Consider the following 26155-nt stretch of genomic DNA (forward strand, 5'->3'; position numbering starts at 1 on the left):
CAACAATATTCAGTAAAATGCACCTTGATATTCGTAAAGGCTTAATGACGGCACTGTTTTCAAACTGGTTTTAAAACAGTGCTGTTGTGAAGACGTGGCGGCTAAGCCCAATAAAATAGTCAAATGGAACACATCAGAGTAAAGCAAATTCAGCATGGCAATTAAGCTCGATAATCATAAGCAGGCAAGGGATATATCCGAGAGTCAGGAGAGGCTCAGGGCGCACTTTATCCAATTGGATAAGCTACTTGAGCAGAGCCGCGCCCTGTGGCAAGTGCGTGCCTTTGAGGCAAAAGCACTGCCTTGGGCGGCACAATTCCCAAGGCTTGCAACCACCCTTTGGGCGCTTGATGATGCCGTGCTCGATACTTTGGATGCCGAGCAATCGGCGTTAGTCGATGCCTTATCTCCCGCACTTAAGCAGGATCTTGCAGCGTTAGGCTTAGACTGGGATCTGTCTTTACTCACATTGTTCTTTGCCGAACTTTCGCTGGGCTCAGATGTTGATTCAAATATAGGCTCAGATATTGGCTCTGACATCAGCTCTGATGATATTGAAACTGCTACTTCACCTCGTATTGATCTTACCGAGATGGCTCACTTTAGCGCCCATATAAAAGGCCGTAAGTGGGAGCAGATCACTGCCTTTGTGCAGCATTTACCCGATGTAGGATTACCCGTGCTCGAGTGGTGTGCGGGCAAAGGGCACTTGGGCCGTTTGATTGCCAAGGCACGTGGTGTGGATGTGTTAAGCCTAGAGTGGCAGGCGATGCTCTGTGAAGAGGGCCAAGCCTTTGCCGATAAATGGCATTTATCACAGCGCTTTATCTGCGCCGATGCTTTCGCTATCAAGGATAAAACTAGCGACAATTCCGCTCATCAAACCAATCCTTTTTGCGCTCAGCAACAGGCGGTGGCGCTGCATGCCTGTGGCGATTTGCATGTGCGTTTACTGCAATTGGCCGCGGCGGCGGGCACACAGGCATTGGCGATTTCACCTTGTTGCTACCATTTAATTCAAGCTAATCAATATCAAGGCTTATCGACACTCGCCAAAGACAGCGCGCTGCGTTTAAGTCGCCATGACTTGCAATTGCCTTTACAACAGAGCGTGATCGCAAATCCCAAGCAGCAGGCGTTGCGACATCAGGAAATTGCTTGGCGGCTGGGGTTTGATGCGCTGCAACGAAATTGCCGTGGCATAGATGCTTATTTACCTTTGCCCGCCATAAAGCAAAGCCAGCTGAGCGGCGAGTTTGCTGAATTTTGCCATTGGGCGGCGGCGCAAAAGGCGGTTACCTTAGCCGCAGATTGTGATTTTGGCGCTTGGCTCGAGATAGGCAAACAGCGACAAAGGTTAACCCGGCGCATCGATTTGGCCGCGCATTTATTCCGCCGAGCGCTGGAGCTGTGGTTAATTCTCGATCGCTGCTGTTTTTTGCAGGAAAGTGGCTATCGGGTAACCCTGAGGGAATTTTGTGCAACCAGCGTGACGCCGCGAAATGCGCTGATTTTGGCGCAAAAATCGAGCGATTGAAAAATAATCTGAATGATGAGGCCATACTTGCCTGTTTTTTATGAAGTATTTCTTTATTAGTTCATTTTGAATTAACGGATAGGCGGCATGATCTGCACAAGGGCTTATAAGCTCTGTGAGACAAGTCTAAGACGAAAGATGGTTTTTTATTGAATCATCGGGCTTTTCTTGTTCAAATGTCGCCTTAATGACAAATAACAACTAAAAACTGACCTAAAAGATCAGTGATCTTAGTGAGCGAATAAAACAGTTTCATGAAATATTCCCGCGTATTTATTAATAGTCTTGCCTATGAACTGGCACCTGTGGTGGTTTCCAGTAGCGAGCTAGAATCTCGCCTCGCGCCTCTATATCAAAAATTTCGCATTCCTATGGGGCAACTTGCGGCGTTAACGGGCATTACCGAACGCCGTTGGTGGCCTAAAGGGCATCAATTATCCGATGGAGCGATTAAAGCGGCGCACAAGGCGATTGCAGAAACGGGAATAGAAGTCGCCGAACTGGGCGCTGTGGTGTATACCGGCGTTTGCCGTGACCAACACGAACCCGCCACCGCTTGCCGGATTGCGGCGGCATTAGGTGTGTCGAAGGACACGGCGATTTACGATATTAGCAATGCCTGTCTTGGGGTGTTATCGGGCATTTTAGACATTGCTAACCGTATCGAGCTTGGCCAAATTAAGGCGGGCATGGTGGTATCCTGCGAATCGGCGCGGGATATTGTCGATGTGACCATCGATAATATGCTGGCCGATCCGACCATGCAGAATTTTGCGCAGTCGCTGGCAACCTTAACTGGCGGCTCTGGCGCGGTGGCGGTGATCCTGACCGATGGCAGTTTGCCGCTGACGAATGTGCGTAAGCATCAGCTACTTGGCGCCTCCCATTTATCCGCGCCGCAGCACCATCAACTGTGTCAGTGGGGCTTGCAGGAAGTGGGGCACAATATTTACCGTGAGTTTATGCGTACCGATGCGGTGACCTTGCTCAAAGAAGGGGTCGAGCTGGCAAAACACACGTGGGAGCATTTCCTCGCGCAGCGGAATTGGTTGGTTGAACAGGTCGATAAAGTGATCTGTCATCAGGTCGGCGCTTCAAACCGTAAACAGGTCTTGAGTGCGTTAAATATTCCGCCTGAAAAAGAATTCCCAACATATCAACTGCTTGGCAATATGGGCACAGTTTCTTTACCCGTCACTGCGGCCATGGCACATGATCAAGGCTTTTTACGCCCAGGGGATCAGGTGAGCTTTTTAGGCATCGGCAGTGGTTTGAACTGCATGATGCTGGGAATTAAGTGGTAGTTTTCCAAGATTGTTATCTGCCTTAGCCGACGCTTGAGCGCAAGGTTTGCTAGGGCATTTTTATGCTTATTGGTTTAGCGATGGGCATTAGCGATGAGCAGAGGTAAAGGCGAATTTACCTGCACAGGCTACCAATACAAAAACAATTAGAACAAAAGATAGGAAGCGTCATGTTAGACACTCTGTTGCCGTTTAAACGTCATTTTCTTAGCCGTAATGGCAACAAGCTGCATTACATCAATGAAGGCCAAGGTGAGCCTGTGGTCATGGTGCACGGTAATCCAAGTTGGAGTTTTTATTACCGTAATCTCGTGAGCGCCCTTAAGGATACTCACCAGTGTATCGTGCCCGACCATATTGGTTGTGGCCTGTCGGATAAGCCGGATGACAGCGGTTACGACTACACTCTTAAGAATCGCATTGACGATTTAGAGGCGCTGCTCGATAGCCTAAAGGTAAACGAAAACATTACCTTAGTCGTCCACGACTGGGGCGGCATGATTGGCATGGGCTACGCGGCGCGTTACCCTGAGCGCATTAAACGTCTGGTGATTTTAAATACCGGCGCCTTCCATTTACCCGAGACTAAGCCTTTACCGCTGGCGCTGTGGATCTGCCGCAACACGCTGCTCGGCACTGTGTTAGTGCGTGGTTTTAATGCCTTTTCATCGATTGCATCCTACGTTGGGGTGAAGCGTCAGCCGATGTCCAAGTACATCCGTGAGGCCTATGTCGCGCCGTTTAACTCATGGGCAAATCGCATTTCGACCCTGCGCTTTGTGCAGGATATTCCGTTAAAACCGGGTGACAGAAACTATCAACTGGTGTCGGATATCGCCGCCAGTCTGCCAAAGTTTGCCAAGGTACCGACACTGATTTGCTGGGGTTTACAGGACTTTGTGTTCGATAAGCACTTTTTAGCCAAATGGCGCGAACATATGCCCCATGCTAAGGTGCATGAATTTGCCGATTGTGGTCACTATATCCTCGAAGATGCGAGCGATGAGGTGATTACCCATATCAAACACTTTATGGCTGAGGCGCAAACGCCAGAGCCTGAAGTGCAGCACGTTGAAACGGTGCTGGTCACCGAGCCTGAGGTAGAGACTCAAGCGCCACAGGCCGCACATTAATGGTTAGGGTGGAGGATGCGCTGCTCGGTCATGGGATATCTGCCGTCGAGCAAGCAAGCGATGCCAATATCTGTCGGCATTTAAAGCAGGCCGCCCATCACATACCCCATCATCTCGCGGTTGCGGTGCAACAGGGCAAGGGTAAATCCCTTGCCAACCTGACTTACCAAGAACTCGACTTTATTAGCCTAGATAAACAAAGCGATGCCATCGCCTTCGCGCTCAATGCCCATGGGCTGATGCGGGGGATGAAGGCGGTGCTGATGGTCACCCCGAGTCTGGATTTTTTTGCGTTAACTTTCGCCTTGTTCAAGGCGGGGATTATTCCCGTGCTGGTTGACCCGGGCATGGGGATTAAAAACCTTAAGCAATGTTTTATTGAAGCTGCGCCCGATGCGTTTATCGGTATCCCTAAAGCCCATCTCGCCAGACGCTTATTAGGCTGGGGTAAGGGCAGCGTGCAGCATCTAATCAATGTGGATGGCAATCCCAGCGGGCTTGCTGGCACGCTATCGCGCTTACTCACGGGCGCGCCAAGTTTAGCGTCGATACTCTTATCTACAGCTAAGTCGTCTACAGCTAAGTTGTCGGAACAGGGCGAGTACCCGATGGCGCTGCTAGAGCATGACGAGATGGCGGCGATTCTCTTTACCAGCGGCAGTACGGGGACGCCGAAGGGCGTTGTTTATAGCCATGGTATGTTTGAGGCGCAAATCAAAGCGCTGAAGCAGGATTATGGCATTGCACATGGCGAGCGTGATTTGGCGACATTCCCGCTATTTTCTCTCTTTGGTCCGGCGCTCGGTATGGCATCGATTGTGCCAGAGATGGATGCCAGCGAACCGATTACGGCTAATCCTGAGTTTTTATTTGCCGCCATTGAGAAATACCAATGCAGCAATATCTTTGTTAATCCGGCCTTGCTTGAACGTTTAGGTCGCGCCGGTGAGCAAACCGAATCGAAAAACCAGCATAAACTCAGCAGTGTGAAACGCGTGATTTCCGCTGGTGCGCCCGCGACCATTGCCTCCATTGCCCGTTTTAGCAAAATGCTCAGTGACGGCGTACCTGTACTTAATTCCTACGGCGCTACCGAATCCTTACCCATCAGCATGATCGCCAGTGACGAGCTATTTACCACAACTCAAACCACAGATAATGGCGGTGGGATTTGTGTTGGTCGCGCCATCGATGGTGTCAGTATCGAGATTATCGCCATCACTGAGGATAACATCCCTGAGTGGGATAATCGGCTGTGCCTTAAGGTGGGCGAAATTGGTGAGATAGTGGTGACAGGCCCAATGGTGAGCCAATCCTATTACCGTCGCGAGCGAGCAACGACGGCGGCCAAAATCTGGGATCGCGAGCGGCAAACCTTTAGGCATCGAATGGGCGATCTTGGCTACCTGGACGGCAGCGGCCGCTTGTGGATGTGTGGGCGTAAAGCCCATCGAGTCGATGCCACTCAAGGTGGGCAGTTTGCTAAACGTTATTACTCGATTCCCTGTGAGCGGATTTTTAATACCCATCCAAATGTGAAGCGTTCGGCGTTAGTGGGGATCAAAGTGAAGGGGCAAGGCGGCGCGAGTGAGATTGAACCACTCATCTGCATCGAGCTTGATCAATCCTTGGTATGTAATAAGAGTGCGCAGCTTTATCAAGAACTGATGGCGATAGCCGAGCAGTATAATCAAACTCAGGGGATCAGGCGTTTCCTTATTCATCCCGACTTCCCGGTGGATGTGCGCCACAATGCCAAAATATTTAGAGAAAAATTAGCCGTTTGGGCGCAATCACAAACCAAAGGTTGATGCTGATTTAAGGGAGTTTTAACCTTACTCATCTAGATTTTCTGTTGCTTTGTTGTGGCATGGGGATGAAATACTATCCCTTTGCATATAAGCGCTGGACTTAACACTGTAAACGGCACTGGGTGTCTCGGAATAGCATGATGACCGAAAATTGTTCCATTTCTCTCGCCCCAAAAGACTTAGTAAATGCGGTGTTACAGCCAGCACGCCTAAACCAAGTGGACGGTGACCAAGCATGTATCAAACTGAGTCTTGACCCGCGTGAGCAAGCCGCGCTTGATGCCTTGGCCGCTAAGGTCAGCCATGCGTTTGTGACTGGCGCGGGTGGATTTTTGGGTAAGGCTATTTGCCTACGTTTGGTTGCTGCTGGGATTAAGGTGACAGGCTTTGCCCGTGGCCTTTACCCTGAGCTTGAAGCCCTTGGCGTGACTATGGTTCAGGGGGATTTAGCCAATCCTGAGCAAGTCAAACTGGCGATGCAGGGCTGCGATATCGTGTTCCATGTGGCCTCAAAAGCGGGTGTCTGGGGTGATAGAGACAGTTATTTTTGCCCCAATGTGAAGGGCGCGGCCAATGTGATTGCTGCTTGTAAAGCGCTTAAAATCAATAAGCTAGTTTATACCAGTACCCCGAGTGTCACCTTTGCGGGCGAGGATGAGTCGGGTATCAATGAATCGACGCCCTACGCCAGCCGCTTTTTAAATTATTATGCTCACTCCAAGGCGATTGCCGAGAAGATGATGCTCGATGCCAATCAAGCATCGATAACCGCATCGACGTATGCGTTAAAGACGGTTGCCCTGCGGCCGCATTTGATTTGGGGGCCTAATGATCCGCATCTGGTGCCTCGGGTGCTAGCCCGTGGTCGTTTAGGTAAACTAAAGCTGGTGGGACGTGAGGATAAATTGGTCGATACCATTTATATCGATAACGCCGCTTATGCCCATGTCCTTGCCGCCCTTGAGCTTTGTCAAGCAACACCCAAGTGCCAAGGTAAAGCCTATTTTGTCAGTAACGATGAGCCTGTAACTATGGCCAAGATGCTGAACCTCATCCTAGCCTGTGATGGGTTGCCGCCTGTGACCGCGCGCGTGCCACAGACCCTAGCCTATGTGGTGGGCGCTGTGTTAGAAACGGCGTATCGACTGCTTAATAAGCAAGAAGAGCCGATCATGACGCGCTTTGTCGCTAAACAGCTTTCCTGTAGCCATTATTTCGATATCAGCGCGGCAAAACGAGACTTTGGCTATCATGCCTTAGTGTCGATAGAAGAGGGTATGAAGCGACTTAAGGCATCGCTCTAGTGCTTATTTAGCACAGGGTAAACTTGGTGATATCCTATGGCATCACGGTAACCTAATGGATTAAAGCGTTAATGGCCTGCGACGATTGTAATACTTCGATTTTTTGGCAAAAAATTGGCCGCTGCAAACGCTGCATGTGGCAGTTGACGCTGCTGTCGCTTATCGGTTGGCCTTTGTGGTGGTATCTCTACAGTGACGCTCCTCGAGAGGTCAACTCCATCGCCTTACTGTTTTTCTGCATCGCCTTTAGTGGCCTGTTGTTACTGCATCTTGTGGTATTAGTCGCGCGTCGTCTGCTCGGGCGTGAGTAGTTTTTCACTTCCCATCGAATCTCCTTTTTATCCTTTGTGGTGAGCGGTCACACTCGCCATTTACGCTATTTGAAACGGCCATGCTTGCCCGCGAACTTTTTCATTTTCGCTTAATGCTCAAGTGGTACACAGTGCGCTGAAACAGCTCGCTTTTTATCGTCTTAGCGAAAAATACTGTCGATTGGTGCTGAGGCGTGATGAGTGATGAGCTCACGTAATTATTTTACTCCGTGATCCCGTGAGTGTTAGGGCTAGGCTTAAATCTAACCAAGGTACGACAAATGCTCTGGTGATAGGGTCTAGTGTGACGAGTTGTGTTGGCTGAAGAGTATGGATTTAAACAAATTTTAATCTGACATTTTAAGCTTTTTACCCTGTTTCACTGTTTTTGGTATCGCCAAGTACTAAGATCGAATGTGGCGATGGAGCCGAGAAAACTCGGTATTTTTTAGGTTTTAGGGAGTGTTATGGAGTTTTTAACCACGCTATTTGTGGGTTACCCGATATGGGTTTGGTTAATGTTTTTTGGCTTTGTGTTGGCATTGTTAGCCTTCGACTTAGGTGTGCTACACAAAGAGCAGCACGAAATTACCGTGGCAGAGAGCCTTAAATTATCGGCCTTTTATATCTGTATGGGTCTGTTGTTTGGCGCCTGGTTATGGTGGTACAAGGGCTCGACCGCGGGGATGGAATACCTCACGGGTTACCTTATCGAAAAGTCTTTATCTATGGATAACGTCTTCGTTATCGCACTTATTTTCAGTAGCTTAGGCATTCCCCGTTTATATCAACACCGAGTGTTATTCTGGGGGATCATGGGCGTTATCGTGCTACGTGCCATTATGATTGGCTTAGGTGCGGCACTGGTTGCGCAATACCAAGGCGTGTTGGTGTTATTCGGCCTGTTCTTGATTTTCACCGGTGTTAAGATGCTCTTTTCCGATGATGAGCATGGAGATATCCAAGATAATAAGTTTTACAAATGGTTACGCTCCAAAATGCGTTTTACGCCAAGCCTTCATCAAGAGAAGTTTTGGGTAAGGGGAGAGGAGCATCAACTCAGCAAAGGCTGGTGGGCAACGCCTCTGTTCTTGGCGTTGATCTTAGTCGAAACCGCAGATCTGGTGTTTGCGGTGGACAGTATCCCGGCGATTTTTGCGATTACCCAAGATCCCTTTATCGTCTATACCTCTAATATCTTTGCTATTTTAGGTCTGCGGGCATTGTATTTCGCCCTCGCTGCCATGGTGCATCGTTTCGAGTACCTCAAGTATGCGCTATCGGTCGTGTTAGTGTTTATCGGCGTCAAAGTCGGACTGGTGTACTTTAATCACGAAGGCATTGTGGACTTTAAAATCCCAACGGCCTTATCCCTTGGCGTCACCTTCGGCCTCTTGCTGGCGGGGGTATTATTCTCCCTGTGGAAGACGCGCGAGCAGAAGTAAGTTAATGTTTTTCTATCTAAAACTGGCGCCATAGTGCGTAGTTTTTATTCGGTCATCCCAAAGAATGGTTGTGAATTGCCTAGTTTATCGGCCGATGAAATAATTTCTATTTGCGGTTTTTAGGTTTGGTAAAAGTGCGCAAACTGTTCTATTTTTCGTATAGACAGACGTTTGGCTCGGGCTTTCTTTCTACCTGAGTAATCGTTCGCCTAACAGCGCACTGAGCCAAATATAAAGAGTCTGTTTTCATCAATTTTGCACTAATAACAATAAATTATTAGCACCATCAACTTTGTGACTTAGCTCATTATCTGCCGGAATGGGGCGACAGTTTGGCTCATTCTGAGATATTGACCATTACGCCACGCCATCATTACAAATAATCGAACAAATGACAGCGAGCCAGGCCGTTAATGCCGAGGTTCGCACGAGGAGAAAGATCATGTCTATGGTGAGTGCGAAGGAATTTGCTCATTGGCTAAAGAAACGCTTCGAGGGTGTCGAAAAGGGCGTGAGTTTAACTCGAGAAGATATCAATCAGCTGACCGGACGCCAAAATTTTTCATTGGTGTTTGTCCATGATATTCACTACGAGTTGATGCGTTATGGCATCGCTTTTGTGACAGACACGGGGCGCGATACTTATTACCTTGTGCGGGTTTTCGATAAACCTTGGCGCAATCAATTGGAGCAGGACTCTGAAAAGGAGCTGTTCTCTAACGTAGTGTCGATTAATTTACTGCGTTAAGACGGCAATTCGTGGCATTTATCAGTGCAATTTTGCTTGAGGTGGTGAGGGCTTTAGACGCACCACTGCGCGCTGCTGCGCAAGTTCGACAGCCCCTGTTACACAAGGATTAACAGGGTTAATAAATCGCATCTTTGCGTGACTTCCCGTCTACTAAGTTCGTTACACTCTCCCTCTTTACACTTAAATCCGCCGTGAAAGTGCAAATTCGCTTGTTCTTCGGCATGGATTTTCCTAAGGTGATTGAAAATGATTTTCACTGAGGCCCCCTATGAATACCCATTTGCAATTACAGGTTAAGCATTGGCTCGAAAATGACCCAGATCCCCGCACTCAGGCACAACTGCAAGCCTTAATCGATGCCGGAAATGACACCGAACTCGAGGCACGTTTTGCGGGACGTTTAGAATTTGGAACCGCCGGATTACGCGGAGTGGTGGGCGCAGGTCCTATGGGGATGAATCGCTTGGTTATCCGCCAAACGTCTGCAGGGCTTGGTGCCTATCTACTTGAACAAATTAAAGATGCCGCCGAGCGCGGAGTTGTGATTGGTTACGATGGCCGCCACGATTCACGCACTTTCGCCCATGATACCGCCAGTGTGCTCACCGCGATGGGCATTAAAGTGCGCCTCACTGCCAAAGTGGCGCCAACGCCGCTGGTGGCCTTTGGGGTTAAGCATTTTAATGCCGCCGCCGGTATTGTGGTGACCGCCAGCCATAACCCGCCACAATACAACGGCTACAAAGTGTATTGGGAAAACGGCGCGCAGATTATCCCGCCCCATGACTCAGGTATCGCCGCTCAAATTGAGCTGGCGGCAACCCAAGCAATTCCGTTTATGGATCAGGTGGAGGCAACCAAACAAGGCAAGCTTATCTGGTTGCAGGACGATTATTACGAAACCTATCGCCGCGGCGTGATGCACGCCAATGTGCTGCAAAATAACACCGCGCCCGAAAAAGTCAGTCTTGCCTATACCGCTATGCACGGTGTGGGTGCTGAAATGGCGGAAACCGTGCTCCAAGACGCAGGTTTTACCCAAGTGTATTCGGTGGCGGCGCAGCGCGAACCTGATGGGGATTTCCCAACGGTTAATTTCCCGAATCCGGAAGAAAAGGGTGCGATGGACTTAGTCATCGCCGAAGCGAAAAAGCATGGTGCTATGCTAGCTTGTGCCAATGACCCCGATGCCGACAGATTCGCGGTTGCTGTACGTAAGGATGATGGCGAGTATCAAATGCTAACGGGCGACCAAGTGGGTGTGCTCTTTGGCCATTATCTGTTAAGCCATGCAGCTAAAGACCAACGACTGGTGGGCACGACTATTGTGTCCTCCAGTCTATTATCTAAAATCGCCAAAGGCTTTGGGGTTGAAAGTTATACCACGCTCACTGGTTTTAAATGGCTGATGAATGTGGGGATTGCGCAGAGTCAGCCTGATAATCAATTCCTGTTTGCCTACGAAGAGGCGCTGGGTTACACCGTCGGTAACATGGTGTGGGATAAGGACGGCCTGTCGGCCCTAGTCGCCTTCGCCCAATTAACCGCCGAGCTTGCCGCAAAAGGGCAAACCATTTGGGATAGGCTCGAGCAGATATACCGCGAGCAGGGTTTCCATCTCAATGCTCAAGTTAGCATTGCCTTAAAACCCGACACGCCCAATATCGGCGCCTATCTGCGTGAACAGCCGCCGCTGGCAATTGGTGAACATGCCGTGGTGTCGACCGATGATCTCAAGGCGTTAGAGCGACGCTTTGCCGATGGCAAGGTTGAGAAAATCAATCTGCCCGCCAGTGATGTATTAACTTATCGCTTAGCCAATGGCGCGCGGGTGATAGTACGGCCATCGGGCACAGAGCCTAAAATCAAGTGTTATTACGAGGTGGTCGAGCCAATGACGGCGCAAGACACCTTGGCCAGCGCCCAAGCGCGGGCAACTCAGGCGATGGAGGCGTTTATTTCAGCCCATCAGGCGAGCCTACCTAAATAAGCGCTTTTAGCGCACTCAATAAAATCAGCTTCACTCAAAGGCTACTGACATGATGTTGTCAGTAGCCTTGTTTTATTCTTGTTGTCGTCCGCTGGTGAATAACATTTATAACATGATGAATCATCGGCATTTTTCAACAAGGAGAAAGTGAAAATGTTATCAATTGCACCGTTAGTCTGGGGTGAAATTCCTGTCAGTGATATGGATCGTGCCATCGCTTTTTATCAACAACATTTCGGCGTTGAATTTAAACGTGACGATATGGAAGACATGCAATACGCGACGCTGGTAACAGAGGAGGAAGGCGCAGCCAGCATTGGCCTCGTTAAATGCAGCATGAGCAAACCGTCGATGGAAGGCAGCACTGTATACCTGCATTTCAGCGCACAATTGCAACCTTTAGTGGATAAACTCGTGGCCGCCAATGTGACTATGTTATTGCCTGTGACGCCTATCAAAGACGGCAGTTGTGGTTATATCGCCCTGTTCGTGGATAGCGAAGGCAACAAGGTCGGCCTCTGGTCGCAAAATCAGTAATGTAAACTCTGCAGAGTCGTGCCTTGGCACGGCTCTCGGTACTGATGTTTAGTACTGATGTTTACGCCGATCTTTAATTCGAGTGGATACTGTCAGTTCTGCGGATAAGAGCGATATGCAGTAAGGTCTCGCGATAGCCTTAAACAAGCAACAGCAAATTTCAGTGATGAAGGTAAAGGATAATGGAACAGGTTTTTATGGCGGCTCAACCTATGCTTGGGCTGAGTACGCGCACCAACAATAGCGCCGAAATGGCGGGTGAGGGCGGCAAGATTGCAACGCTTTGGCAGACATTCTTTGAATCATCACAACTCACGACGATGCTCGAATCTCCCATGTATGGGGTTTACTACGACTATGAATCCGATATGACGGGAGACTATTCGGTTTTAGTGGGGAAAAGTGTTGAGTCTGTCAGCGAGACCGGCCCTTTTACGGCGTTGCAGCTGCGAGAAGGAAATTACCTTAAGTTTAGCGCCGAGGGGGAAATGCCCCAGTGTGTGGTAGATCTTTGGGGACAGATTTGGCGCTACTTTAGTACACCTGATTGTCAGCATCAGCGTGATTATCAAACGGACTTTGAGGTCTATCGAAGCGCCGATAAGGTCGAGATTTATATCGGGATTGTGTAGGCTGAATCCATAACGCTTTGCCAATACAGTATCGCTTGGGCGTGTAAGCTTTAGCGGTTAAGATCCCTTAACTTTCGCAGCCAAGCCAATTTGAGGTGTGATTACTGTCCATGCGCCGTGCTGACCGCCTATTTCAAATAGTGCAAATTCTCAAACATCGACGATTAACGACCGCCCAAGAACTGGCGGATCGTTTAGAAGTCTCGACCCGCACCGTATACCGCGATGTGCAGGATTTATGTTTGAGCGGCATTCCCATTGAAGGGGAGGCAGGCGTGGGCTATCTATTGCGCCACGAAGTGAATGTGCCGCCACTGATGTTTAACGAGGCCGAATTAGAGGCGATTCAAGTTGGCATGCGTATGGTGCAAACATGGGGCGGCAAAGAGCTCGGCAGTGCGGCGCGTCAGGCGATGATAAAAGTGGAAGCCGTGCTACCTAAGCGTTTGCAAGCCTATCAATCCTTGATGTTCTCGCCGGATTTTTATTTAGATTCCAACGAGTTTCAGTTTCTCGATCCGCTGCGTAATGCGGCTCAGCGCCGTGAGTACGTCAAACTCTTCTATCAAGATGTGAATAAAGCCCTGACCGAGCGCGAAGTGCGGCCGCTCGCCATCTATTTTTGGCGAGGCACTTGGACCTTGCTGACCTGGTGTGAATTACGCCAAGATTTTCGCAACTTTCGGGTCGATCGTATCACAGGATTATTAAGGCTTAACTGCCATTTTGAACCGACGCCGGGGCAGGAATTAGAGGATTATATTTGCCAGATGGAGAATCGTGCTTAATTTTTCTGCTTTTATGCACTTGCCATTTGAGTTTTATTGCAATTTAGTTCCTATTTTCGATGTGTTATTTCTTTTTATCAAAATCGAGCATTTCAACATTTACGCAAGATTATCGTTTGGGATGATGTTGTGGTCAGATTTGTTATTAATGATAGGCTTGGTTCGGCAAAATACAGTGTTGTTAATTAATTGAAATAAAAATGCTAAAGCGTAACTTTACAAAATATCAGTAAGTTATAGACTTAAACCAGCAAAATTAAATTGTAAAAACTCGTCCTTACGATCATTAAGACGTTGTCGTTGGATTAATAAAATCTCTGCAATTAATCACTGGGTAAGGGGCAAGGAATGAAGGGGCTGAAAGGTTTTCAGTATGTAGTTTTTTTAGGTGTGATCGCTTTAAATCTAAGTGGTTGTGGGGAAAAGCAAAGTGTTCCCCAAATGACGGCGGATATCTCTAGGCCAGCTTTAATTTCAACACTTCAGCCTCAAGGCGTTTCACAAACTCATTTTACGGGCGTTGTTCGTTCAGCCCAGCGCGCTGAGTTGGCTTTTAAGCTATCGGGTAAGTTAGCCTCAATGGCCTTTCAGGAAGGAGATAAAGTTCAGCGTGGGCAAGTGTTAGCCAGTTTAGATAATGCCGAACTCAAAACGGCTTTGGATTCGGCCAAGGTAGAATATGCTCAAGCGCAAACTGATTTTGACCGCGGCAATAAGATATTCTCAACCAGTCAGGCTATTTCTCGTAGTGATTTAGAACAGTTAAAAGTGAAGCGTGATTTGGCCGCTAATAAGGTCTCTAAGGCACAACAGGATGTGGATAATGCGATAATCAAAGCGCCATTTGACGGCATAATCGCTCAAAAATTAGTGAATAACTTTGCCACAGTGTAGCCCAATCAACCTATTTATGTGATGCATAATCCTCGTGATTTAGAGGTGATGATTAATGTTCCCGGTAAGTTATTTTTAGAGCCAACGAGTGGTCAACATGCTATCGCTGAAATTGAGGGATTAGCAGATCAACGTTTCAATCTGACTTACCGTTACTATGCCGCTGATGCTGATCCCATTTCGCAAACTTACCAAGTTGTGTTGGGGTTTGATGACCCCTCGTCGGCGCCTTTGCTGCCGGGAATGACGGCTAAAGTGTATCCGGTGATGGATGCGTCAGCCGCGGCCAAATCTATTATGGTGCCGATTGATGCAGTAGTGCCATCGAATACTGGCTCGCAATTTGTTTGGTTGGTTGGACAAGACAGCACTGTTAGCCAACAGCAAATCAAAGTAGGTAATCTCCTCGGTAGTCAAATACAAGTGACTGAAGGCCTCAGTGCTGGCGATAAGATTGTGGTTGCTGGTGTTCATGCGTTAACCCAGGGGATGAAGGTACATCCAATGAATGCTGAGGAGTCGAATTAATGGATATTGCTCGTTATTCGATTGCCAAGCGAACCAGCGTTTGGGTGATCATATGTTTGCTGCTGCTCGGTGGCTACCTGAGTTATCAACAATTGGGGCGATTTGAAGATCCTGAGTTTGTGATCCGTCAAGCGGTGGTGATTACACCTTATCCGGGGGCGACCGCTAAGGAAGTGGCAGATGAAGTGACCGATGTTATCGAGTCTGCTGTTCAAGCATTGCAAGAAGTAAAGGAGATTAAATCCGTCTCCAAACAGGGCATGTCCGAGGTCACGGTTGAAATTGACTTGCAGTTTGCCCGCTCCAAAGGCGAGCTCGATCAAGTATGGGATAAGTTACGTCGCAAAATCGCTGATGCGCAAAGGCAATTGCCCAAAGGCGCGGGGCCTGCGATGGTGAATGATGACTTTTCCGATGTCTATGCGCTGTTTTATGCCGTGACAGGAAAGGGATATTCAGACAAGCAATTATATGACTATGTTGATTTTTTGAGTAAGGAGTTGGCTTTAGTCGATGGCGTGGCAAAAACAGCCATTTTAGCCAATCGTCAGGAAGAAATTTATCTCGAGTTTTCTGCTGAGCGCCTGACGTCATTAGGGGTGACCGCCCAGCAAATTTTTACCGTTCTACAAAAGCAAAATATCGTCACCGTGGCCGGTGAATTACCCGCGGGCAATATGCGTTTAGCGGTTATCCCAAAAGCGGCGGTTAACAGTATTGATTCGCTTAAAAATTTGCCACTTGGAGTGGGGAGTCAAGGCCAAACATTACGGCTCAAAGATGTGGCCAATGTGGTTCGTGGCTACAAGGAGCCCATGAGTTTGATGATGGCCTACAATGGCGAACGTGCCATCGGGTTAGGGATCTCAAATATTAGCGGCGGTAACGTGGTTAATATGGGGGATGCGGTTAAAGCACGACTCGCTGAACTTGAAAACCAGCGCCCCATAGGCATGGAATTAAATGTAATTTCTATGCAATCTGATTCGGTAAAGGCTTCGGTTGCTAATTTTGTGGATAATCTTATCGCCGCCGTAGTGATTGTGTTTATCGTGCTCTTGCTATTTATGGGGGTAAGATCGGGGATCATTATTGGCTTTGTGTTGGTGCTGACGGTTGCGGGTACCCTGATTATTATGCTGATGGATGATATTGCCATGCAGCGTATCTCCTTAGGGGCTCTGATTATTGCGCTCGGGATGTTAGTCGACAATGCCATTGTGGTCACCGATGGCGTATTAGTGAAACTGCAACAGGGCGAAGCGCGTGAAAAGGCGATAAGTGATGTGGTTAACGCCACGGTTTGGCCACTCTTGGGCGGAACCTTAGTCGGTATTCTCGCATTCAGCGCCATTGGTTTATCACCCAGTGATATGGGGGAATATGCGGGGTCCCTGTTTTGGGTAATCCTCTACTCTATGATGCTCAGTTGGGTATTTGCGGTCACGATTACACCTTTATTATGTCATCAATTTTTGCATGTTAAGCCGCAATCAGCTGAGCAGGACGAAGGCAAAATTCTTACATCTTATCGTGCGATGCTTATCTGGGTGCTTGGTCATCGCAAACTGACCGGACTTGGATTAATCGGCCTGTTAGTCTTGGCATTAGTTAGCATGGGTTTGGTTCCGCCAGGATTTATGCCTGAATCACAAAGACCACAGTTTGTTGTTGATGTTTATTTGCCGCAGGGCACGGATATTAACTACACCCATTCTGTGGTTGGTCGTATCAGTGATGAGGTTGCCAAAGAGCCTGCGGTGACTGGGATAACCAGCTTTATCGGTGGCGGAGGGCTGAGGTTTATGCTGACCTATTCTCCTGAGCCTCGTAATCCCGCATATGGGCAATTGCTAATTGATGTGGACGATTATCAACACATCTCTTCGCTGGTGGAAAAACTGCAAACGGGCCTTTCTGAACAATATCCTGATGCGTCTATCAAGGTATGGAAATTTATGCTCGGCCGCGGCGGTGGTAAGAAAATTGAGGCAGGATTTAGTGGTCCAGATCCAAAAGTTTTACGTGAGCTAGCTGAACAAGCTAAAGCGCTGATGTTGCAAAGTCCCGAACTGATTGCTGTACAGGATGACTGGCGTCAGCAAGTGCCAGTGTTGGTGCCACAGTATAATCAAACGGTAGTGCAGCAAATGGGGCTTACCAGTGTTGAGCTTAATCAGGCTTTGGCTCAGTTACTTACCGGAACAACGATTGGTTCATACCGTGAAGGTGATGATTTAATACCCCTCGTTGTGCGTGCCCCCGAGAGTGAACGTCGATTTGAACGGGCCATTGATAGTTTACAGGTATATAGTCCTGTAGCAGGTCGCCCTGTGCCACTGAGTGAAATGGTCAGCACTATTGCCGTGGAGTGGCAAGATGCGATAGTCCGCCGTATCGACAGACAACCCACTATTCTCGTTCAGGCCGATCCCGCTCCTGGAGTGCTCACTAACGAGGCATTTTCACAAGTTCGTGGGCAGATTGAGTCAATCACCTTACCTCCAGGATACCGTCTCACTTGGTATGGTGAGTACAAAGCTTCAAATGATGCCAACGAAGGATTAGCTTCTTCGGCGCCTTTTGGCTTCGCCGCAATGATCCTCGCGGTAGTGTTTATGTTCAATGCGTTACGTCAACCCTTGGTTATTTGGCTAACAGTGCCATTGGCTGTTATTGGGGTTGTGGTTGGTTTAGTGCTGTTTAAGACACCATTTGAATTTATGGCGATTCTCGGGTTTTTAAGTTTGATTGGTATGATGGTGAAAAATGCTATTGTGCTGGTTGATCAGGCCGATTGTGAAATTAGAGCGGGTATTCCCCCTTTGGAAGGACTCATTCAAGCATCGGTTAGCCGTGCTCGTCCAGTCGTGTTGGGGGCTCTCACTACGATATTGGGTGTTGCGCCACTCATTATGGATCCCTTCTTTAAAAGCATGGCGGTAACTATCATGTTTGGCCTATTGTTCGCAACCGCGCTCACGTTAATCGTGATCCCATTGTTGTATGCTTCACTGTTTAAAATACCTCATCCCAATGCTTAAATGACAATTAACTTATGATCAGACGGGGGCTTATAGCCCCCATTTTTTGGAGTTGGACTATGTTTTTTCAGGTGACATTACTTGCCTATACTGCTTTATTACCTATGGTTAACCCGCCAACGACAGCGACATTATTGTTGGGATTAACGAAAGATCAGGACTCTGCTTTTATCCGTCGTCAAGTGAACTTGGCGGCGATTTGGTTGTTTCTCACCTTATGCATTACCTTGTTTGTAGGTTCTTCAATCCTAAATACTTTTGGCATTTCCATCCCTGGCTTAAGGTTAGCCGGCGGTTTAATTATTGGTGTAATTGGTTTTAGAATGTTATTCCCTGCGCCTGCTAATGAGAGTAATCAACAAAGCCAAGAGAGTATTGCTTTTGTGCCATTAACAATTCCTAGCATGTGTGGCCCAGGGACAATGGCGATAGTTATTAGCGGTGCAGCACAAATTTCTGATTTACCAACAGATTATGAAAGAATGCCAATCTATGCGGGGATGGTGGCCGCGTTTGCATTGATTAGTCTTACTAGTTGGATAGTGCTAAGAATGGCGCAGCCAGTTTGCCGTTTTATGGGTAAAACGGGTATTGATGCATTAACCCGTATCATGGGCTTTTTACTCATCAGTATGGGGATGCAATTTATTATCAATGGTGTAAAAGAGCTGTTAGCGGATCCAGCATTTCGTATTATTTGCACAATGCAGTAACGCTTAGCCTTTTACAATAAATAGAGGCATGACGCAGTAAAGCATTTGCATGTGATTGCTGTGTTGTGCGATTTATAGTGCCAAGATAGACAACTTGATTTGCTTTCTGGATTCACAAAATGCACAAAAATAGTGCAGTCTATTACTCGCTGTTGATACGTTCTGCTAGAATCAAACGATAGGGACAGCTTTCATATATGTAGTGGGCATGTACATGATGATATTTAGGCATTTTAGTTTTTTAATTATGCTGGTTTATATTGGTACATGCTTTTTTCCTTCACAGTCATTCGCAACTGACGCTTTTATCATTAATCCTCCCGAGTCCGATAATGATCATAGATATCAATATACCTATGATCTATTGGCATTGGTTATTGATGCAACTAAGGATGATTTTGGTGAGGCAACGCTAGAGATGTCTGGTGTTGTGATGAGTCGAAATCGAATCTTTAGGGAGTTATTAGAAGGTAAAAATATTAATGTAATGGCAGAAGCCTCTAATGCTACTTGGGATCAGCAGCTTATTCCCGTAAAAATACCAATCCGCAAAGGGATCCAAGGATTTAGACTATTTATTATCAAGAAAGATAATTTACCACTGATGGCGAATGTAAAGACTTTAGCAGAGTTAATGACATTAGATACGGGCTCGGGTAGTCAATGGTCGACTAAAGTTGCCATGCAAAAAGCAGGATTCAATGTGATAGAGAGCACTCAATATGATAATTTATTCAATATGTTATCTGTTGGGCGTTTTGTTACATTTGGTCGTGGAGTTAATGAAATCTTTCAGGAAGTGGAGCAATTTAATAAAAAATATCCCGATTTAATCGTAGACGATAATATTTTACTTTATATTCCATTAGCCACCTATTATTACGTATCACCAAGTCAACCTCGTTTAGCAAAAAGAATACAAGTAGGCCTACAGCGAATTATTGAAAATGGACAGTTTGATACATTTTTTTACCAAAGACACTGTGATTTTTTATTAAAAAGCAATATTAATCACAGGATCGTTTTTAAGATTAATAATCCACTGGTTTCTGAGGCGGAAATGACATCTATTGTTGGCAAGGACTTCTTAATCAATCCAAGTAGTGACTTCTCGACTTTATGTAAAAAATATCATTAAGTCACTATTCTCTTGTATTTTAGCTTTGTCTTAACGGTATTTTTACGGTTGTATACACGGTAAGATTGACGCCTTAATGAATAGTGAAAAATAATCCCATACTCAGCACTGTGGTCAATAGGGTATTACGCGTGACAAATGCTAATACCGTTGCGACCACAGCGCATATCAAGTAGCTGTTATCTAAGCTTAAATCGAGTTTTCCCTCCTGCACGAATACGATAGGTGCAAAGATGGCCGTGAGTACGGCGGGCGCCGAATAACTCAAAAAGGTCTGGGTATTTTTACTCAGCCTGAGAGGCAGTTTGGGCTCAAGCAGTAAATGCCGACTGATAAACACCACCGCCGCCATTGAAAAAATCATTAACCAGATCATAGTGTTTCCTCAGCTTGGGTGGCAGTCGTGTCGTTTTTTGGGGCTGGCTTATCTTCGCCCGTGACTTTGGCATAGAGCACGCCAGCGCTCATTCCCGATAGGGCGGCAATTAACAGTCCCGCCTGAATATCCAGCACGGCGCACACCACAGCTAAGGTGAGCGAAACCAGCACACAGACTAAGATGGACGGCTTTTTTACTGTGGGGACCACGAGGGCAATAAAGGTCGCGGCAATGGCAAAGTCGAGCCCTAATTCCCCTAGGTTATCGATGGCATTGCCGGCGATAATGCCGAGCAGGGTGGCGAGGTTCCAACCGAGGTAAAAACTCAGGCCGCCGCCCAGTGCGTACCAAGGATCGAATTTATGCAGCTTGCCTTGGTTGGCAATGGCAAAGAGTTCATCGGTCAATAAAAAGCCCAAAGTGAGGCGCCATTTCAGTGGGAAGGGGCTGATTTGGCTGCGCATCGCCATGGCATACAGCAAGTGACGCGAAGTGATCAGCAAGGTCGTGATTAAAATGCTCCACAGACCAATCCCCGCCTTAACCATACCGAGTGCGACCAATTGTGCGGCGCCCGCAAAAATAATCGCCGACATGGCCTGACTTTCTATTGGTGTCAGTCCAACCTCAATCGCGAATGAACCTGCGAGGATCCCCCAAGGTACGACGGCAATCGTGAGTGGCAACATAGCGAGTGTGCCCTTGAAAAACGCCTTGGTCTTACTGGATGAATGGGTATGGACAATATACGGCTCAGACACTCTGGCTCCTCACAACGGCTGGGATAAAAAGAATATAAGGGGTTAAGGCTAACGTAAAATCAGGGTTTAAGCTTGGATAATATTGCGGCCAATCCCCTTGGCAAATTGCCCAGGGGTGATCCCGACAGTCTTTTTAAAATGGCGGTTTAAATGGCTTTGATCATGAAAGCCGCACTCCACGGCAACATCCAGTAGCTTAATACCTTGGCCTATTTTTTGTTTTGCCAGTCTGACTCTAGCTTGAGTCTGATAGGCGTGGGGCGGAAGACCATAACAACGTTGGAATTGTCTGAGCAAATAATAGGGGCTTAATCCCGCGAGTGTGGCCAACTCTTCAAGGGAGATATTGGCCGCGGGATGATCGTCAATAAAGGATTTCACTAAGGCTAATGCGGGTTTAGAGTTTGCCCCCAAGTGTTCACTGGGATAATTTCGGCCATGGCGCGCCATAAGTTGCGTCAGGCTCGAATAGACTAGACTTTCACGCAATAGCCGATTGTCCGAGGTATCTAAGGTGCTAAAAGTGAGGCGCAGCAATTCGGCAAGCTCGGGATCCTGCACTACGGGTTGTGGAAAATAGGGCGCGCCGCGAGCTGAAGTGAGCTCTTGGGTAATATTGGCAAATTGGGTGGGGATGGGATACATGGCACGATAGGACCAGCCGTCCTCGGTGGCGCTACAGCCATTATGTACTTCGTCGGCATTGACAAGAATAATGCTGTGCTTTGGCGCCACATGGTTGCCACCCGTGCGATAAAAACGCTGAGCGCCCGTTTCAATCACGCCAACCGTGTAACCTTCGTGGGTATGGCGACTAAAATTTTGCTTATGGTAGTGGGCGTTAAGTAATTCAAGGCCCCCAAGTTCATTGGCGATGTGGTAGGCCGCATGTTCAGTGTTCATTCGGCCTCCTTTATCGACTGGATGAATGGGCGAGTTGGTTTATCAAGACCAAGGCGTTTAATGCTTGTTTTGCCAGATAGTAACCCAGAACGCTTCGACACTTTTGTACAAAATTGCGCTTTGCCGTGTTTTTGGGGAAGTTCTGTGCGTTGTTTTCTGACACCAACGCTTAGGACCGCGTATGTATCCCATCGGCCAAGCGGGCTAATTGGCTAAGATCGGCGCCCACAATGGCAGGTAAATGCTCGCTGATTTTCTCAATCGGCCAGTCCCACCACGCAATGGTGAGTAATTTGTCTATTACTTCGGGCTCGAATCGCAATTTAATCACAGTCGCGGGGTTACCGCCGACGATGGCGTAGGGTGGTACATCCTTAGTGACCACGGCTTGGCTGGCAATAATGGCACCGTGGCCGACGTTGACGCCGGGCATAATGGTGGCGTTATAACCTATCCACACATCATGGCCTATGCGGGTGTCGCCCTTAAAGGGTAAATCTTCGGGCTTAGGTGCCGCCTTCTCCCAACCATTGCCGAAGATATAAAAGGGATAAGTGGAAAAGCCTGATACCTGGTGATTGGCGCCATTCATAATGAATTTAACGTCCCGTGCAATGGCACAAAATTTACCAATAATCAGCTTATCGCCAATAAAGTCAAAGTGATAAAGCACATTTGACTCAAATCTCTCAGGCCCCGCAGGGTCGTCATAATAGGTGTAATCGCCGACGATAATGTTGTCACGGCTAATAAAGTTCTTCAGAAACCCTACTTGAGGAAAGCCTTTTAAGGGGGATTTGTCATTCGGGTTAGGTCCCATTTGGGATGGGGAATGCGTTGGCATGTTTGCCTCCCTGATGATTTAATGGTTAAGAATTGGGTCGTCGCGCAGTTAGAATTAGAGCTAAGTTAAGAGTCGAGCGCCGTTAAGCACTGGAATGCTCAGTTATACCTGCTGGTGGATCTTTTTACTCACAATAGGCCGCTTCCCTTGCCAATATGGCATGTTTACGGGTTTCACCCCAGCGATAGCCGCCAAGTTCACCACTTTGACGTAGCACTCGATGGCAGGGGATAAGTAATGCCACCGGATTGGCGCCAATCGCTGTACCGACCGCGCGTGAGGCCTTAGGCTTACCAATGGCCTTGGCAATATCTCCGTAGGAGGCGACCTCTCCCTTAGGTAAATTCAGTAGGGCGCGCCACACATTAAGCTGAAAATTAGTGCCTTTTACCCAGAGTGAGAGCGGGGCAGGCTCGCCTTGGTGAATTGCCTGAGTATTGGGCGCTGTTAAATTCAGCGCTGCGGCACTCGAGCCCGCAAAGTACTGGCTAAAAAGGTGATCAATTAAGCTTGCTGTTTGCGCTGTGTCCTCATAAATGGTGGCCTGACTCCAGCTCTGCTTTAAACGTTCTAATGGCAATTGAATTTGCTGCATATCGACAAAATCAAACTGGCAAATGCCCCGGGCCGTTTGGGCGATAAAGGCCAACCCGAATGGCGTAGGATGATAGCCATAGGCAATGCTGATCCCTAAACCCTGCTGGCGATATTCGAAGGGGGTGACCGCCTCGAGTTGCACAAAATGATCGTATAAGCGCGAGCCACTGCTCAGGCCTAGCTCATAACTGGCACTCAAGGTCGAGTGGGACGGCTGCTGCAATAACTGTTTTGCCCGCTCTAGGGTTAAGGCCTGCAAGTAACGTTTGGGAGTGACCCCCGCCCAGCGACTAAAGAGCCGCTGGAAATGGAATTCACTTAAATGGACGTGCGCCGCAATCTCCGCCAGTGAGGGTTGATGACACACATGCTGACGAATAAAGTCAATAGCACGCGCAATTCGCTCGTAATCTTGGGTCATCGTTATCCATTCCCTAGGTTTTACAGATGGACACACCACCATCGACCAATAAGGCTATCCCTGTGGTAAAACTGGCCGCATCGGAGGCGAGATATAGCGCCGATTGGGCGATTTCCGCGGGATCTGCGAGGCGCTTGAGGGCATGAAGATTCTTCACAAAGGCCATGGCCTCTGGAGTATTAGCAAACTCCCGCCCCATGGGGGTATCTGTGCCGCCTGGTAATAGCGCATTGACTCTAATCCCGCGCGCGCCATACTCAACGGCCAAGGATTGGGTTAAGCCAATCATCCCCGCTTTGCTCGCCGCATAGGCCGCCGTTTGCGGAAAGCCTATGGTATAGCCAACAAAGGAAGATGTAAAAATAATCGACCCTGCGCCACGTTTAAGCATTTGTGGTAATTGATATTTTGCCGCTAAAAATGCACTGGTAAGGTTGGTTGTTAGGGTGTTTTCCCATTCGGCACGGCTAAGCGCATCCGAATCTACGCCTAACTCACCATTTATACCGGCATTATTAAAGGCGATATCCAATCCACCATACTGCTCAACGGCAAGTGCCACTAAATCACTGGCATACACCTCGTCGGTCACATCGCCCGCCAGATAAACCGCTTCACCGCCTTGGGTGATTATCTCATCCACCAATGAGGCCAATATGGCTCCGCGGCGCGCCCCCAGTACCAGTTTTGCGCCTTCACGGGCAAAAAGTTTTGCGGTGGCATAGCCAATCCCCGAACTTGCCCCAGTAATGATTGCGACCTTTCCCTGTAACACTGCCATAGATATGTCTCCATTAATTGCCTCGGCCAATATGCGCCGATAGAGACATAGTGAAGGGTTAGGGGATGCAACTCGACCCGAATCTTGCGCTTTTACTCTCGGCGCTAAAGTCGTGGAAGTTGGAGCGGATTATCACAGAGTTTTAGGCGATGCCAGCAGCATAAATCAGCAGCAAAGACAGCGGGACGGAAACAACACCGATTAAGCGAAATTGATTTTTAAACGCTTGGGCTGACCATAGGGCAAATTTACGATGTTTACTCGGCGGCGTGCATGCCAAGCCGATTCCCACACAGAGTAAGACAATGCCTATCGCCAAAAAGATCTGTGGAAATCGGGTATCGGCGCAATATTGGATAAAAATCACACCCGCAATAATACGGCTGACGACTTCAACAATATGGAAGTAGGGCCGCTCGCTAAATGCAATAATGCCATCAGCGAACGCCGCAGGCCTGACGATCATCACAAGGCTGAATAACAGCATCAATAGGCCAAAAGCCGCAATAAAATACATCGCCATTCCTTGTCTTGAGAGGTGTATTAACAACTTTATTCAATGGTTTAATCGGTACTTTTCAACTCAATAGCCTTAAGCCCGTATCGGTTTCCCCTCTTTATCGCACAAGCCTTACCACAGCTCTTTTACAAGGGAGATTTTGCCATCGGTAAAGCCAAATAAGACGAGCAGGGGCTGCTCTTGCTGCCAGTGTCCATCGGGTTGAATGCTGCCGTGGGCATATTCGACGGCGACATGGTTTTTACCCACAATGTAATTTAATACCCGCTGCTCCTTTGGCTGTTGATAGGCGCCGCGAGCAATATTGCGGATAAAGGCACTGCGCCAACTGGCCCTATCAAAATTAGCGCCATATTCGAGGTGGATATAATTCACATTGGGATGCAGTAATCCCAGAAAATCATCGACATCTTGTTCGCTAGAACCCGATTGGCTGACCTTATCTAAGGCTTTAAAGTAGGCATGAATTTGCGGTAATTGGCACTCGGCATCACAAGTTTGGCTCGCATTTGCGGAGGAACTCAGCAGACAACAGAGGGTGAGCAACATCGATAAATAGTATTTCATCGCAACTCCTTTGCATTGGTTATTTTGTATTTGCTCTACTTTAACTTGAGTCGTAATTGTTCAATCTGCCTATCGATAGACGCAACCTGTGTATCTGCTTGCTGCGCCACAGCAGACATTTCTTGCGCCAAGCTTTGCTCCCAAGTCGCACCCGCAAGATTGTTATTGGCGTAACTTCTATCGTTTCTCAGCTCGACAATACGTTTATCCCTTTGGTCGATAATGAGTTTTCGGTCGTTCTCTAGTTTAGTGATTTCACGGCTAATACGTTGTTTATCAATAAAATCGGTTATTTCTTGTTTTTTATCCGAGTGAGTAACAGCGTTTGCATGGGCAATATCAGGGCCTTTAACGACGCTACCGACGCCGCTGAGATCTACGGGTTGGCTATTTTCATCACAGGGATCGGCCTGATATTTCCCGTCGGCACATTGGTATACGGCGGCATTGGCCGAAAAAGGCAGGATAAGTGTCACTAGCAATAATGATTTTCTGTCCATAGAACACCCCATTGTCGATTTT

General features: G+C 47.9%; 26 protein-coding genes. 17 read left to right on the forward strand and 9 right to left on the reverse strand.

All coding sequences use genetic code 11. The features are described from left to right. Positions 1–154: 154 nt before the first annotated feature. The 17 genes from ACUZ8J_RS07405 to ACUZ8J_RS07485 all read left to right on the forward strand — a co-directional run bounded on the left by ACUZ8J_RS07405 (position 155) and on the right by ACUZ8J_RS07485 (position 19860). Positions 155–1537, forward strand: a complete 1383-nt coding sequence (locus ACUZ8J_RS07405; protein WP_446693475.1) for a methyltransferase — start codon at positions 155–157, stop codon at positions 1535–1537. Between the two features lie 254 nt (positions 1538–1791). Continuing rightward, on the forward strand, positions 1792–2841 hold the full coding sequence (locus tag ACUZ8J_RS07410) for a 3-oxoacyl-ACP synthase III (RefSeq protein WP_011717598.1): 1050 nt from the start codon (positions 1792–1794) through the stop codon (positions 2839–2841). A gap of 170 nt (positions 2842–3011) precedes the next feature. Next, positions 3012–3974 (forward strand): alpha/beta fold hydrolase, encoded by a 963-nt coding sequence (locus ACUZ8J_RS07415; protein WP_446693476.1) that lies wholly within the window; start codon positions 3012–3014, stop codon positions 3972–3974. Continuing rightward, complete coding sequence (gene oleC / locus ACUZ8J_RS07420) at positions 3974–5785, forward strand: olefin beta-lactone synthetase (RefSeq protein ID WP_446693477.1); 1812 nt, start codon at positions 3974–3976, stop codon at positions 5783–5785. Before ACUZ8J_RS07415 ends, oleC begins: the two co-directional genes overlap by 1 nt. Before the next feature lie 140 nt (positions 5786–5925). Next, complete coding sequence (gene oleD, locus ACUZ8J_RS07425; protein WP_446694913.1) at positions 5926–7089, forward strand: 2-alkyl-3-oxoalkanoate reductase; 1164 nt, start codon at positions 5926–5928, stop codon at positions 7087–7089. A 71-nt stretch (positions 7090–7160) separates the two neighbouring features. Further along, on the forward strand, positions 7161–7400 hold the full coding sequence (locus ACUZ8J_RS07430) for a DUF3624 domain-containing protein (RefSeq protein ID WP_446693478.1): 240 nt from the start codon (positions 7161–7163) through the stop codon (positions 7398–7400). A gap of 467 nt (positions 7401–7867) precedes the next feature. Further along, positions 7868–8845: a TerC family protein gene (locus ACUZ8J_RS07435; protein WP_446693479.1), complete on the forward strand. Its 978-nt coding sequence runs from the start codon at positions 7868–7870 to the stop codon at positions 8843–8845. Between the two features lie 442 nt (positions 8846–9287). Continuing rightward, on the forward strand, positions 9288–9593 hold the full coding sequence (locus ACUZ8J_RS07440; RefSeq protein WP_088210709.1) for a hypothetical protein: 306 nt from the start codon (positions 9288–9290) through the stop codon (positions 9591–9593). Between the two features lie 271 nt (positions 9594–9864). Then, positions 9865–11586: a phospho-sugar mutase gene (locus ACUZ8J_RS07445; RefSeq protein ID WP_446693480.1), complete on the forward strand. Its 1722-nt coding sequence runs from the start codon at positions 9865–9867 to the stop codon at positions 11584–11586. Between the two features lie 153 nt (positions 11587–11739). Next, entirely contained in the window at positions 11740–12123 is a 384-nt protein-coding gene (locus ACUZ8J_RS07450; protein ID WP_279769228.1) for a VOC family protein, read from the forward strand. A gap of 182 nt (positions 12124–12305) precedes the next feature. Next, entirely contained in the window at positions 12306–12755 is a 450-nt protein-coding gene (locus ACUZ8J_RS07455) for a GyrI-like domain-containing protein (protein WP_446693481.1), read from the forward strand. A 110-nt stretch (positions 12756–12865) separates the two neighbouring features. Further along, positions 12866–13543 (forward strand): helix-turn-helix transcriptional regulator, encoded by a 678-nt coding sequence (locus tag ACUZ8J_RS07460; protein ID WP_446693482.1) that lies wholly within the window; start codon positions 12866–12868, stop codon positions 13541–13543. Positions 13544–13891: 348 nt separating this feature from the next. Then, positions 13892–14437, forward strand: a complete 546-nt coding sequence (locus ACUZ8J_RS07465) for an efflux RND transporter periplasmic adaptor subunit (RefSeq protein WP_446693483.1) — start codon at positions 13892–13894, stop codon at positions 14435–14437. Positions 14438–14449: 12 nt separating this feature from the next. Continuing rightward, the gene (locus ACUZ8J_RS07470; protein WP_446694914.1) at positions 14450–14965 is read left to right on the forward strand and encodes an efflux RND transporter periplasmic adaptor subunit; all 516 of its coding nucleotides are present in this window, start codon (positions 14450–14452) and stop codon (positions 14963–14965) included. Beyond that, the gene (locus tag ACUZ8J_RS07475; RefSeq protein ID WP_446693484.1) at positions 14965–18009 is read left to right on the forward strand and encodes an efflux RND transporter permease subunit; all 3045 of its coding nucleotides are present in this window, start codon (positions 14965–14967) and stop codon (positions 18007–18009) included. Before ACUZ8J_RS07470 ends, ACUZ8J_RS07475 begins: the two co-directional genes overlap by 1 nt. Positions 18010–18068: 59 nt before the next feature. After that, complete coding sequence (locus ACUZ8J_RS07480) at positions 18069–18722, forward strand: MarC family NAAT transporter (RefSeq protein ID WP_446693485.1); 654 nt, start codon at positions 18069–18071, stop codon at positions 18720–18722. 208 nt (positions 18723–18930) lie between these two features. Then, entirely contained in the window at positions 18931–19860 is a 930-nt protein-coding gene (locus ACUZ8J_RS07485; protein WP_446693486.1) for a hypothetical protein, read from the forward strand. A 73-nt stretch (positions 19861–19933) separates the two neighbouring features. On the opposite strand, the gene ACUZ8J_RS07490 is transcribed toward ACUZ8J_RS07485, so the two are convergent. From ACUZ8J_RS07490 to ACUZ8J_RS07530, 9 genes are all read right to left on the reverse strand, one after another. After that, a complete protein-coding gene (locus ACUZ8J_RS07490) occupies positions 19934–20236 on the reverse strand; it encodes an AzlD domain-containing protein (RefSeq protein WP_088210713.1) in 303 nt (100 codons plus the stop codon). Beyond that, complete coding sequence (locus ACUZ8J_RS07495; protein WP_446694915.1) at positions 20233–20928, reverse strand: AzlC family ABC transporter permease; 696 nt, start codon at positions 20926–20928, stop codon at positions 20233–20235. Before ACUZ8J_RS07495 ends, ACUZ8J_RS07490 begins: the two co-directional genes overlap by 4 nt. Before the next feature lie 138 nt (positions 20929–21066). After that, complete coding sequence (locus ACUZ8J_RS07500; RefSeq protein ID WP_446693487.1) at positions 21067–21903, reverse strand: AraC family ligand binding domain-containing protein; 837 nt, start codon at positions 21901–21903, stop codon at positions 21067–21069. A 169-nt stretch (positions 21904–22072) separates the two neighbouring features. Next, entirely contained in the window at positions 22073–22723 is a 651-nt protein-coding gene (locus ACUZ8J_RS07505; RefSeq protein ID WP_446694916.1) for a Vat family streptogramin A O-acetyltransferase, read from the reverse strand. Positions 22724–22871: 148 nt separating this feature from the next. Further along, complete coding sequence (locus tag ACUZ8J_RS07510) at positions 22872–23765, reverse strand: bifunctional transcriptional activator/DNA repair enzyme AdaA (RefSeq protein WP_446693488.1); 894 nt, start codon at positions 23763–23765, stop codon at positions 22872–22874. Between the two features lie 13 nt (positions 23766–23778). Beyond that, positions 23779–24546: an SDR family oxidoreductase gene (locus ACUZ8J_RS07515; protein WP_047537685.1), complete on the reverse strand. Its 768-nt coding sequence runs from the start codon at positions 24544–24546 to the stop codon at positions 23779–23781. A 142-nt stretch (positions 24547–24688) separates the two neighbouring features. Next, the gene (locus ACUZ8J_RS07520; protein WP_126511601.1) at positions 24689–25063 is read right to left on the reverse strand and encodes a hypothetical protein; all 375 of its coding nucleotides are present in this window, start codon (positions 25061–25063) and stop codon (positions 24689–24691) included. A gap of 114 nt (positions 25064–25177) precedes the next feature. Then, entirely contained in the window at positions 25178–25633 is a 456-nt protein-coding gene (locus tag ACUZ8J_RS07525) for a nuclear transport factor 2 family protein (RefSeq protein WP_446693489.1), read from the reverse strand. A 35-nt stretch (positions 25634–25668) separates the two neighbouring features. After that, positions 25669–26133, reverse strand: a complete 465-nt coding sequence (locus ACUZ8J_RS07530) for a hypothetical protein (RefSeq protein WP_011623275.1) — start codon at positions 26131–26133, stop codon at positions 25669–25671. Between the last annotated feature and the right edge of the window lie 22 nt (positions 26134–26155).

This window comes from Shewanella sp. Koi 1 (assembly GCF_052907445.1).